The 11066-nt window shown below is 66.3% G+C and carries 10 protein-coding genes; 4 read left to right on the top strand and 6 right to left on the bottom strand.

Annotated features, from left to right (window positions below):
- Positions 1–98 precede the first annotated feature (98 nt).
- On the top strand, positions 99–470 hold the full coding sequence (locus HWE17_RS22685; RefSeq protein WP_034751248.1) for a hypothetical protein: 372 nt from the start codon (positions 99–101) through the stop codon (positions 468–470).
- A gap of 136 nt (positions 471–606) precedes the next feature.
- On the opposite strand, the gene HWE17_RS22680 is transcribed toward HWE17_RS22685, so the two are convergent.
- The 3 genes from HWE17_RS22680 to HWE17_RS22670 all read right to left on the bottom strand — a co-directional run bounded on the left by HWE17_RS22680 (position 607) and on the right by HWE17_RS22670 (position 3987).
- Positions 607–1299 carry a carbonic anhydrase gene (locus HWE17_RS22680; protein WP_035818389.1) on the bottom strand — a complete coding sequence of 231 codons (693 nt, stop codon included), beginning with the start codon at positions 1297–1299 and terminating at the stop codon, positions 607–609.
- A 61-nt stretch (positions 1300–1360) separates the two neighbouring features.
- Positions 1361–2746 (bottom strand): NarK family nitrate/nitrite MFS transporter, encoded by a 1386-nt coding sequence (locus tag HWE17_RS22675; protein ID WP_035818388.1) that lies wholly within the window; start codon positions 2744–2746, stop codon positions 1361–1363.
- Positions 2743–3987 (bottom strand): nitrate/nitrite transporter, encoded by a 1245-nt coding sequence (locus HWE17_RS22670; RefSeq protein ID WP_099403460.1) that lies wholly within the window; start codon positions 3985–3987, stop codon positions 2743–2745. The genes HWE17_RS22675 and HWE17_RS22670 overlap by 4 nt, the downstream gene beginning before the upstream one ends.
- A 282-nt stretch (positions 3988–4269) precedes the next feature.
- Between HWE17_RS22670 and HWE17_RS22665 the strand changes: the two genes are divergently transcribed.
- Complete coding sequence (locus HWE17_RS22665; RefSeq protein WP_176390330.1) at positions 4270–4716, top strand: GNAT family N-acetyltransferase; 447 nt, start codon at positions 4270–4272, stop codon at positions 4714–4716.
- Positions 4717–4803: 87 nt separating this feature from the next.
- Positions 4804–5181, top strand: coding sequence for a SirB2 family protein (locus HWE17_RS22660; RefSeq protein WP_176390329.1), 378 nt, complete (start codon positions 4804–4806; stop codon positions 5179–5181).
- 73 nt (positions 5182–5254) lie between these two features.
- Here the strand turns inward: HWE17_RS22660 and HWE17_RS22655 are convergent, their stop codons facing one another.
- Entirely contained in the window at positions 5255–5896 is a 642-nt protein-coding gene (locus tag HWE17_RS22655; RefSeq protein ID WP_176390328.1) for a hypothetical protein, read from the bottom strand.
- Between the two features lie 274 nt (positions 5897–6170).
- On the opposite strand from HWE17_RS22655, the gene HWE17_RS22650 reads away from it, so the two are divergent.
- Complete coding sequence (locus HWE17_RS22650) at positions 6171–6683, top strand: hypothetical protein (RefSeq protein ID WP_176390327.1); 513 nt, start codon at positions 6171–6173, stop codon at positions 6681–6683.
- A gap of 7 nt (positions 6684–6690) precedes the next feature.
- Here the strand turns inward: HWE17_RS22650 and HWE17_RS22645 are convergent, their stop codons facing one another.
- Positions 6691–10125: an ABC transporter permease gene (locus tag HWE17_RS22645; protein ID WP_176390326.1), complete on the bottom strand. Its 3435-nt coding sequence runs from the start codon at positions 10123–10125 to the stop codon at positions 6691–6693.
- Entirely contained in the window at positions 10122–11006 is an 885-nt protein-coding gene (locus tag HWE17_RS22640; protein WP_176390325.1) for an ABC transporter ATP-binding protein, read from the bottom strand. The genes HWE17_RS22645 and HWE17_RS22640 overlap by 4 nt, the downstream gene beginning before the upstream one ends.
- Positions 11007–11066 lie beyond the last annotated feature (60 nt).

Raw genomic sequence — 11066 nt, 5'->3', positions numbered from 1 at the left:
TAGGCGCGTAGTCACCCGGATAGTCACTATTGCCTATGGGCGGCGCGGCGGAGCTGCGGTATACCTGTCGTCATCGTTCAACACAGAGAAAGAGCATCATGCCGATTACCGATTACGCCAGCCTGCTGAGCAGCGCCCGCAACCAGGAACAGCCGCAACGCCTGCTGTTTACCTTTACCCAGGCGCAGGCCCAGCCTGGCGGCCAGGGCAAGTCCCTCACGCCCGTGATGTGCGCTGACAAGCTGCCCGAGGAACTGGACAGCTTCGAGACATTGAAGGAGGAGTCGAAACAGATGCAGACGCACTGGGACGTGGTCTTCGTGGCGGGACTGGCGGGCCGCGAGGGCCAGCCGCCCGCGGCGCAGGAATGCGAAGCGCCCCTGCGCGCCATGGTGACGGCCATCGAGCAAGGCCGCATCGACAGCCTGCTGGCGTTTGACCGCAGCGGGGATTTGTTACGGTTCAGCTGAGGGAAGTTGTCGGATTACGGCCTGCGGCCTAATCCGACCTACGTGATTGATGTAGGTCGGATTAGCGGGGCAACGCCACGCGTAATCCGACACATTGTTGACGGCGCCCTGTTGGATTACGCTACGCTAATCCAACCTACTTGCCCGCATCCGGCCAAGGGCGCTCATGCAAATGCCGCGCCCTTTCTATCGGACAGACCAGCGGCAAAAACTGCTGCTGGCGCGCCGAATACGCCATCAGCGCCCCGCTGTCGATATCGAAATACCATCCATGCAATTTCAATAATCCCTGCTCCACCCGGCGTTTCAGCCATGGGTAGGTGAGCAGGTTGTCCAGCGACTGCAATATGCTGGCCAGCTCGCACGCGTGGTGCTGTTCCGCCGACGAGCGGTGCGCCAGCTCGCGGCGCACGCGCTGCGCCACCGGTTCGGCGATGCGCATCCACTGTCCCACGAAGTCCGTTTCCTGCCCTTCCGCGCGCGGCTGCGGTTCCAGCAGCGCGCGGATGCCGCCGCAGCGCGCATGTCCGAGCACGATGACCCTGGCCACTTCGAGCTTGCAGACGGCGAACTCGATGGCCGAACTGACGCCGGGTGGCGCGTCCGGGGTACAGGGTGGCACCAGGTTGGCGATATTGCGCACGACGAACATGTCACCCGGGTCGCTGCCCGTCAGCAGCATGGGGTCGACCCTCGAATCGCAGCAGCCGATCAGCAAGGTCGAGGGCCGCTGCCCGTCGCGCAGGCTGTCGTACAGGGTTTGCGGCTCGCTGAAATACTGCTGCTGAAACAGGCTGAAGCCGTTGACGAATTTTTCCAGTTCTTCCATGACTACCTCTTACTGTGTTCAACGCCGGGCAAGCAGGACTCGCCCGGCGTTCTGACGCTAACTAGCAAGGCATAGCCGCGTTCTTGCGCGCATAGCACCACCAGGTGATCGCGATGCAGCTGACATAAAAGCCGATGAAGCACCACAGGGCCGCGTCGGGGCTGCCCGTCAGCGCGATCGAGGTGCCATAGCTTTTCGGGATGAAGAAGGCGCCATACGCGGCCACCGCCGAGGTGAAACCCAGGACGGCGGCGCCTTCCTTGTTGGCGTCGACGATGGCTTGCTCCTGCACCGCCTTGCCCTTGCCGGCGGCCGCGCGCTGGTGTTCCGTCAGGAAGATCACGGGAATCATGCGGAAGGTCGACGCATTGCCGACGCCCGTGCCGGCGAACAGCAGCATGAACATCCAGAAGAAGCCATTGAAACTGCCACCCACTCCGCCTTGCGGCATGAAGTACAGCACGCCCAGCACGGCGGCTATCATCAGCAGGAAGGACCACAGGGTGACGCGGGCGCCGCCCAGTTTGTCGGAAATCACGCCGCCGGCCACGCGCGCCAGGGCGCCGACCAGGGGGCCGAGGAAGGCGTAATCGAGCGGATTCACGTCGGGGAACTGGATCTTGATCAGCAGCGGAAACGCGGCCGAGTAACCGATGAAGGAGCCGAAGGTGCCCGTGTACAGCCAGCACATGAGCCAGTTGTGCTTGCGCTTGAAGATCACGGCCTGTTCGGAAAACGAGGCCTTGGCCGACGCCAGGTCATTCATGCCGAACCAGGCCAGCAAGGTGGACAGCGCGATGAACGGCACCCAGATGAAGCCCGCGTTTTGCAGCCACATGTCCTTGCTCACGCCATTTTTCACCCAGGTGAGCGAATCGCCGCCCCAGGCGCCGAAGACGGCAAACGTGATCACCAGCGGCACGACGAACTGCACCACCGATACGCCCAGGTTGCCCAGGCCCGCATTCATGCCCAGTGCGAAGCCTTTGCTCGCCTTTGGATAGAAAAAGCTGATGTTGGCCATCGACGAGGCGAAATTGCCGCCGCCGAAGCCGCACAGCAGCGCCAGGATCAGCATGGTCGGATAGCCCGTGTTCACATCCTGCACGGCCAGGCCGATGCCGATGGCGGGAATCAGCAGCGAGCCCGTGGAAATGGCCGTCCAGCGGCGCCCGCCGAAGATCGGCACCATGAATGAATAAAAGATGCGCAAGGTGGCGCCGGACAGTCCCGGCAAGGCCGTCAGCCAGAACAGCTGGTTGTTACTGTAAGTAAAACCGATGTTGGGCAGATTGACCACCACCACGCTCCACACCATCCACACGGCGAATGCCAGCAGCAGCGCGGGAATCGATATCCACAGATTGCGCGCGGCCGTGGCCTTGCCCGTGTTTTGCCAGAAGCTCGGGGTTTCCGGCTCCCAGGTATTGATCATGTAGCGGCTCATGCTTTAACTCCTGCAGGTTGAGGGATAGTCGCCGCGCGTAGCGGCTTGAACGAGAAATACATCCAGACGAGGGAAACGCAGACGGTGCCGTACAAGAGCATGAAGGAGCTCGAACGCACGCCCGTGAAGTCCACCAGGGCGCCGAACATCACGGGCAGGATGAAGCCTCCCAAGCCGCCGGCCAGGCCCACCACGCCCGAGACGGCGCCGATGTTGTCGGAAAAGTCATCACCGATGAACTTGAAGACGGACGCCTTGCCGACCGCCATGGCGATGCCGACGATGAACAGCAGCACGGTGAACCACAGCGGCGACAGGCCGATGTGGATGGCCAGCGGCCCCGTGACGGTCTCGATCACCATCTGCGTTTGCGGATACGACAGCAGGAAGAAGCACACCCAGCACACCCACATCACGGCCCAGGTAACTTTCGCCGCCCCGTATTTGTCGGAGATCCAGCCGCCAAACGCGCGCAGCACGCCGCCCGGCAGCGAGAAGCAGGCGGCCAGCAGCGCCGCGTGCTTCAAATCAAAACCGTATTCGGCCACGTAGTATTTCGTCATCCACAGCGCCAGCGCCACGTAGCCGCCGAACACCACCGAGTAGTACTGGCAGTAGCGCCACACGCGCGGATCCTTCAGCACCTTCATTTGCGCCGTAAAACTTTCGCCCGATGGCGCCAGGTGCGATTTGTCCGTGTACGAAAACAGCCAGAAGATGATGGCCGTGGCCAGCATGGCGACCGCGTACACCTTGGGCAGCATCTGCCAGCCGAAGGCGGCGACGATGCCCGGCGCGACGAACTTGGTCAGCGCGGAACCGGAGTTTCCGGCGCCGAAGATGCCCATCGCCAGGCCGCGGCGCTCCTTTTCATACCAGCGCGCCACATACGGCGTGCCGACGGAAAACGAGCCGCCCGCCAGGCCCACGAACATGCCCAGCACGAGGAAGTGCCAATAGGCGGTGGCGTAGGAAATCAGGTAGATCGGCACCACGCTGGCCAGCATCAGCCAGAAGAAGACGCGGCGTCCGCCGTATTTGTCCGTCCAGATGCCCAACGGCACGCGCACGAGGGAGCCCGTCAGCACGGGCATGGCGGCCAGCAGGCCGAATTGTGTTTCAGTCAAGCCCAGGCTGGTCTTGATGGGGATGCCGAGCACGGCAAACATCATCCAGACTGCAAAGCAGATGGTGAAGGCGAAGGTGCTGCTGATCAGCACGGACGCCTGCTTGCGCCGCATGCCGGGTTCGACTGCCTTGTTACTACTGTTGTTCTTAGTGCCATCTAGGGTAGCCACGATGTTTCTCCATGAATGCACTGGCCGTCTGGCCAGCCGTCCCGACCAGCTTACGTGCCAGAGTCGAAAGGCACTATCGGTCACAGGGTGATTCTGGAAAGGCAATCTGGATAGCCGTATCGGCAAAAGTGACTAGATGAAGAGGTATGGACCTAGCCTGGATGGCGGGTGTTTTACAAACGCAGGTATTTTTGGCACACTCGGCGCCTGGAGAAAAGGAGCGGCATGCAGAACAGAACGGAAGCAGATGAAATCATCACGCGCACGGCGCTGCCGGGCGATGTGGCAGCCATGCTGGCCTGCGACGCGTACGCGCAGACGCACGCCAGCCGGGGCGACGCCGTGCGCGCCGCCGTCGGCAAAGGTCAATGCCAGGTGGCCATCCGCGCTGGCCAGGTGGCCGGCTATGTCCTCACGCACGACGACTTCTTTGGCTGCGGATTTGTCTCGCTGGTGGTGGTCGCTCCCGGCCAGCAGCGCTGCGGCGTGGGATTGCGCCTGCTGGCAGCCGCCGCAGACGCGTGCCGGACAGGGAAAATTTTCACGTCGACGAACCAGTCCAACCTGGCCGCGCAACAGCTGTTCGCCAGCGCGGGCTTCGTGCGCAGCGGCCAGATCGACCATCTCGACGAGGGAGACCCGGAACTCGTGTACGTGAAATTCCTGCCTTAGGACAGTCTCCTCCCGACGGTGTATGGCGCGGCGCGCCAAAGGCGGCTATGCTGGCGCCACCATCAATCAACGCCCACCACATCACGCATGGACTATCTGAGCCTCAAGCATTTCCACATGGGCTGCGCCGCGGCCAGCGGCTTTCTTTTCCTCTTGCGCGGCGCCTGGATGCTGCGCGCCTCGCCCGCCTTGCAGCAGCGCTGGGTAAAAATCCTGCCGCACCTGGTCGACACGGCCTTGCTGGTCAGCGCCATCACCCTGGCCGTATGGAGCGGCCAGTCGCCGGGCAGCCAGCCCTGGCTGGCCGCCAAGCTGTGCGCGCTGGTGGCCTATATCGTGCTGGGCACCATCGCCCTGAAACGCGGCAAGACGCCAGCCGTGCGCGGCGCCGCCTTCGCGCTCGCCGTGCTGGTCTTCGCCTACATCGTCGCCGTAGCCGTGACCAAACAGGCCTGGCCGCTCTGATGCAGCAAAAAATGTAGCGCAGGGTCGCGCCTGCAGTACAGAGTGACGCGTGCGCGGCGCGACCTGCAGGTGCTTATTTGGCGCGGTTTCTTTCCTGAATTTCCTTGCCAAGGGCGTCCTGTAGCCACCATTCACGCACCTCGAGCGCCTTGTTCTCGATGCTGGCATTGGCCAGCAAGGGATTTTTCTTCAGGTATGCGATATCTTCCTCGAAATTGTCGTATATCGAAGCCACTTGCAGGAAACGGTTGGCATCCAGACGTCCCAGGTAGGTGACCTTGCCAGCAACGACGTCAAACTCGATCGGCTTCGGCGACGATTCGGAGTACCTGGACCTGAATCCATAGTCAAGCAGCCAGATGATGACGCTGTAGCGCCCCGGCGTCAGCTGCAGCGCAAAGGTGCTGCCCTTGCCCGTAGGCACTTTTGGCAAGACATTCTGCAAGGCGACCTGGCCGGCGGGAGCATGGCTGGATAACCACAGACTTTTTCCCTCGAGGGCGGCAGGGTCGCTGCTGACGATGCCGAACCTGGCGCCATGCGCCTCGAAGACGGAGCTCTCGAACACGGTGCCGACGACAACGCCCTTGGCAAGGTCGGGTGTCGTGTAGGTAAACGCAGGCGCGCTATTGCGGCCGGTGACGCAGGCCGACAACAGCGCAGGCAGCAAGACGGCGCACGCCAGCGCGCGCAGCATGGTGGTTCGGACAAACATGGATGATCCTGAATAAAATGAAAAATGGGTCACAAGTGATGGGCAAAGGGCAAAGGACGGCAAGCGCGCCTGTGCCTGCATGAGTCCAGATAAATATTGCTAATTGGAAATATTTTCAGTGTATCCGCCTGGCACGAAAATGTCTAGTTGACAAGTAGCCAAAGGACGCCATACGACTTCTGCGGAACGCGGCAAGCTGCACGGTAATGATAGTATTGGCAACTTCATCGACAAGGCAGCCACCGTGGCCGTGCCGCTCCCCTGAAAGGCAACCATGCTCTTATCTGAACTATTGACCAAGCTGACCTGCGGCGACCTGGAAGGCGAGGAACTCGACGACGCCGTCGCCGCCATCACCGAAGCTCCCTCCGCGCCGCGCGACGAGTGGATCGACAGCGATGCGCAAGCCTATGCGGTGGAAATGCTCTCGCAGCTGGCCGGCCATATGGCGTCGAGCGACAAGCTCGATGAACTGCACGAACAGATACAGGACATGTTCGACGAATTCCCCGACTTCCCGTACGCGCTGCTCAAGGACAGCGGCGGTAGCGCGCTGCCCTATTTCGAGTGGCTGGACACGGAACTGGCGCAGCGCGCCGTGGACGAAGGCGGCTATGACCTGATCCAGATCGACGGCAATGGCACCGATGAAATGGATGCGCTGGTCGTGTACCGGCGCGATACAAACGACATCATCCAGGCGGCGGCATTGATGGGCGTGACGATAGGCCGGCCGCTCACCTACTATCGCGGCATCGAGGCGATGGTGGGCAAGCGGCCGGGCTAAGGGCCGGCTAAGGCTGGTGGAGGTTATCCTTCGGCGCGCGCTCGAAGCCGGGCACGGCATCGAGCATCAGCCACGGCGCGCCGCCGTCAGACAGCACCTCGCCGGGCGCGTCAAATGCCAGCACGCCGTCGCGCCACGTCACCCGCACGGGGTGCGCCCGGGTCTGCGCGGGCGTCTCCTCGCGCCAGCCGCCGTCGCGCCAGCGCCAGGCCTGAACGGCGGCGATCCGCGCGCCGCGCAGCCGCAGGTCGACGGCGCGCGGCGCGCCCAGCAAGGCCTCCGCCTGCGCCGCGTCAACATGGCGCACGGCATCGGGCACGCTGCCGCCACTTTTCACCTGCGCCAGCAAGGCATCGATTTCCTGCGGTGTGCGCGCCGCGGCCCAGGCCAGCAAGGCCAGCGGCGCGTAATCCTTCAGCCAGCCGTTCGCCACGGCCTCCGGCGCCGCCCCCACGGGAATCGCGCTGGCGGCCAGCGACTGCGTGGCGGCGTCGGCGCCGCGCAGCAGCAAGGCGGACAAGGCGGACACGCCGCCCGCGTCGCCGGCGCACAGCAGGCCGATGGCGCCTCCCAGTCCCTGCGTCAGCCATAGCGCGCCATCGGCGCCGCGCAAGCCCGTTTGCGCGATGAAATGCTGGCGCGCCATGGCGGCGGCGATGTCGGCGCGGCGCAGCGCGCGTCCCGTGCCCGCTTGCGCCACATCCCAGCCCGGTCCTTCCGGCAGCAACAGGCGGCCGTCAACCAGCGCCGTGTTACCCATGCCGCGCGGCATCTGCAGCACCTCCCGCACGGCGGGCGCCTGGCCAAGGCGGCGCGCCACGCAGCGGCGCATGTCCGCCACATCGGCGCCCACGGCCTGCACGGTGGCCGCCCTGCCCGCATCGTGGAACAGCACCAGTCCTGCCACCTGCGACGACTGCGCCTGCGGCGTCCACCAGGCGGCGAAATCGAGCGCGTCAGCGGCAACCCCGCGCTGCGTGGCGATGCTGGCGCCGTCCTGGCGCCGCACCGTCCAGCGCCATGCGCCAGCGGAAGCCGGTGCGGGAGCGATTCCCGTGGCCGCCACGGCGGCGGCAGGCGGCAAGGCAGGCCATTGCGCCGGCAAGTCCAGCGCGATACGGTCGTTCGGCGCGCGCACGATGCGTTCGCGGTCCAGGCCCAGGCGCGGCGCCAGGTCGGCCGCCCGTGCCCACACGCCACCGGCCAGCATCCACGGCGGCGCGCCTTTCGCATCCCAGCCACGCGCCGCGACCTGCCAGCGCAGCAGCAGCTCGCAGCCCGGCGCCGCGCATGCGGGCAGCGACAACTCGGCATGCTCGCCATCCTCGCGCAGCGGCACGGGTTTGCCACCCACCGAAGCCTGCAAGCCATGCAAGCCGCGCGGCAGCTCCAGCTGCAGCACGCCATGTTGCGCCACCACCCCATGCAGGCGCCATTCGCCGCGCACCGTGGCGTCGGCCGGCGACAGGTCGATGGCCAGGTCGCCGCCCGTGGCGCTGAACGGGGCCGCCTGCGCCAGCCAGCGGCGCTCCCAGGCCGCAGCGTCAGCCAGGTCGCCATCGAGCGAGCGGTAGCCACCCTGCTCCACCAGCCGCAGGTGCTGCCATGGCCCCAGCAAGGCCAGCGCCAGGACGGCGGCCAGCCCGGCCAGCCCGACAGGCCCCATCAGACGGACACGCGCCTGGCGCAGCGCCACACGCCAGCGCCCGTCCGTGCCGCGCGGCGCGGCCAGTCCCGCCAGCGCCAGCATCAGCAAGGCGCAGGCCAGCTTCCAGGCGTCGCCCGCCAGCAGGCGTTCCGTCCACGGCGCCCAGCCCGTCAGGCCCGACATCAGCACATGCGCGGGGATCGCCACTTCGGCCGGCGGATACGCCACCAGTTCCAGCTCGTGGTTGACGATGAAGATGAACGCCACCAGCATCGAGGACGCATACGCCAGTCCCGCAGGCCGGATCAGCGCATGCATCAGCACCATCATGGCGGCCATTTCCAGCAGCGCCGGCAGCATCACCGCCAGCTGGTACGTGAGCGGCAGCAGCGGATCGACGCCGCCGGGCGCCGACAGCAGCACCACCATCACGCCGGAGACGCCGGGCACCAGCGCGAAGACGGCCGTCATGGCAAAGACGGCGGCGGCGCGTCCCGCCAGGCGCACGCCATCGGGTGCGGGAGCGGCATCGAGCATTTCGCCGAAGCCTTCCACGCCGTCGCGGCGCACGATCAGGCCCGCCGCGCCGGCGACCACGAAGGCGACCAGCAGGTACATCATCTTGAGCATCAATGGCGCCAGCAATTCCGCGCGCGGCACCAGCGGGCCATCCGCGTGGCCCACCACGTGCGCATATGCGCCAGCGACGCCAATCAGCACCAGGCCGCCGGCGGCCAGCCACAAGCCCTTGCGCGCCAGCGCCTGGCGGCACTGCCAGCACGACTCGGCCCAGGCGGCCAGCAGCCAGCGCGTGGGCGCTGCGGCCGGCGGCACCGCCACGGGCGCGGCGGCGCTGGCCACACGCGCTGCAACACGCCTCTGGCGCGCCGGCCGCTCCAGCACCAGCTGTTCGCGCCGCGCGCGCAGCACGGTCCAGCCCAGCCACAGCAGCGGCAAGCCGCACCACAGCAGGCGGTTCAGCAGCAACGCCGGCGTGAGGGCAAGCAAGGCCGTCGATTTTTCATGCGGCGTCCAGTTCAGGGCCTGGCTTTCCGCCTCGGCGAAACCGGTGGGATCCAGCAAGGTGGACCAGAACGGGTCCATGTGCGCGTCCTTCAGCACGATCATGGCAAACATCCAGCACATCATCAGGGCGGCGGCGGCCGCGAACGGGCCGGCCAGGCTGCGCGTACGCAGGCCGGCGATCAGGTACAGCGCGCCGCAGCCCAGCGAGCCGGGCACGACGAACACCAGCCAGGCCCAGGCCAGCGCGGCCCAGGGCGTGGGTCCCACCGAGCCGGCCGGCACGATGCCCAGCCACTCCAGCACGGGCGCCATGAGGAAACCCAGCACCTGCGAGGAACCGAGCAGCATGGCGACGGCGGCGGCGCCGAGGAAGCGTCCCAGCAGCAGCGCGCGCAGCGACACGGGCGCCGCCATCACCAATTCCTGCAATTGCGCCTGGCGGTCGCGCATCACGGGCTGGGCAAACACCCAGGCCCAGGCGAACAGCAGGAAGAAGGCGTCGCCCGAGGTCATCATGTAGACCAGGCTGGGCGCGTTGCGGGGGATATCGGCGGCGCCCATCTGGCGCAGATAGCCCGCGTGGCTGAGCACCATCAGCAGGTAGGCCGTCAAGCCGATGAAGATCAGGGCGATGACGCCGCTGCGCAGGCCGAAGGCAAACTCGCTGCCTGCCTCGCGCCATGCCAGCTGCCAGGCGCCCAGGGCCGTGTGGCTGGCTGGCCGGCTTGCGGCAGCGCGCGCCGCAGCCGCTTGCGGGACGGCGCTCATGCCGCTTCCTCCAGGCCCAGGCTGCCCAGGGCCAGGTGGTACACATCTTCCAGGCGCGGCACATGCGGCGCATAGCCGGCGCCGGGCATGGTGTCGTCCTGCACGATGACGCGCGTGCCGTCCGGCGTGGCGTGCGCATGCAGGACAGGCGGCAGCGCTTCGCCGCGCGGCACCACGCGCTGCCACAAGCGGCCACGGTAGGCATCCGTCAGGCTGGACGGCGTACCCTGTGCGACGATGCGCCCGCCCGCCAGGATGGCCAGGCGCGGGCACAGGTTTTCCACGTCTTCGACGATATGCGTCGACAGCAGCACAACCGCCTCGGCGGCGACATCGGCCAGCACGCGGTGAAAGCGGTTGCGCTCGGCCGGGTCCAGCCCCGCCGTCGGCTCGTCGACGATCAGCAGGCGGGGCGATCCGATCAGGGCCAGTGCGATGCCGAAGCGGCGCAGCATGCCGCCCGAATACGTCGACACGGGCCGGTGCGCCGCATCGGACAGGTTGACCCGCGCCAGCAGCATCTGCACTTCGGCGCGGCGCCGGGCCTTGTCGCTGTTGCCCTTGAGCCAGGCAAAGCGTTCCAGCAGGCTGTGGCCGGATACGCCCGGATAGGCGCCGATCTGCTGCGGCAGGTAGCCGAGACGGCGGCGCAGGTGGTCGGGGTCGGCCAGCACGTCGACGCCATCGAGGTGGATGCTGCCGCGGTCGGGCGCCTGCAGGGTGGCCAGGGTGCGCATCAGGGTACTCTTGCCGGCGCCGTTCGGCCCCAGCAAGCCGTACAGGCCGGGCGGCACTTCCAGGTCGATGCCGTTCAGCGCGGGCACGCCGTTGGCATAGGTCTTGGCGAGTCCTCGAACGACGAGGCCGGGGGAAATGGACATGAAAATCCTCTCAACAGAAAGCGGGGGCTGGGCCAGCGCGGCAGGCTGCGCGCGCCGGAA

This window comes from Janthinobacterium sp. BJB401 (assembly GCF_013372745.1).
Taxonomy (GTDB): domain Bacteria; phylum Pseudomonadota; class Gammaproteobacteria; order Burkholderiales; family Burkholderiaceae_D; genus Janthinobacterium; species Janthinobacterium rivuli.
The sequence above is the reverse complement of the archived record's forward strand: the minus strand, read 5'-3'. Positions and strand labels throughout refer to the sequence as shown.

What these genes read in the sequence shown, in the direction of transcription:
- HWE17_RS22685 (WP_034751248.1), top strand. Translation starts at nt 99, where the DNA reads ATGCCGATTACCGATTACGCCAGCCTGCTGAGCAGCGCCCGCAACCAG.
- HWE17_RS22680 (WP_035818389.1), bottom strand. Translation starts at nt 1,299, where the DNA reads ATGGAAGAACTGGAAAAATTCGTCAACGGCTTCAGCCTGTTTCAGCAG.
- HWE17_RS22675 (WP_035818388.1), bottom strand. Translation starts at nt 2,746, where the DNA reads ATGAGCCGCTACATGATCAATACCTGGGAGCCGGAAACCCCGAGCTTC.
- HWE17_RS22670 (WP_099403460.1), bottom strand. Translation starts at nt 3,987, where the DNA reads ATGCGGCGCAAGCAGGCGTCCGTGCTGATCAGCAGCACCTTCGCCTTC.
- HWE17_RS22665 (WP_176390330.1), top strand. Translation starts at nt 4,270, where the DNA reads ATGCAGAACAGAACGGAAGCAGATGAAATCATCACGCGCACGGCGCTG.
- HWE17_RS22660 (WP_176390329.1), top strand. Translation starts at nt 4,804, where the DNA reads ATGGACTATCTGAGCCTCAAGCATTTCCACATGGGCTGCGCCGCGGCC.
- HWE17_RS22655 (WP_176390328.1), bottom strand. Translation starts at nt 5,896, where the DNA reads ATGTTTGTCCGAACCACCATGCTGCGCGCGCTGGCGTGCGCCGTCTTG.
- HWE17_RS22650 (WP_176390327.1), top strand. Translation starts at nt 6,171, where the DNA reads ATGCTCTTATCTGAACTATTGACCAAGCTGACCTGCGGCGACCTGGAA.
- HWE17_RS22645 (WP_176390326.1), bottom strand. Translation starts at nt 10,125, where the DNA reads ATGAGCGCCGTCCCGCAAGCGGCTGCGGCGCGCGCTGCCGCAAGCCGG.
- HWE17_RS22640 (WP_176390325.1), bottom strand. Translation starts at nt 11,006, where the DNA reads ATGTCCATTTCCCCCGGCCTCGTCGTTCGAGGACTCGCCAAGACCTAT.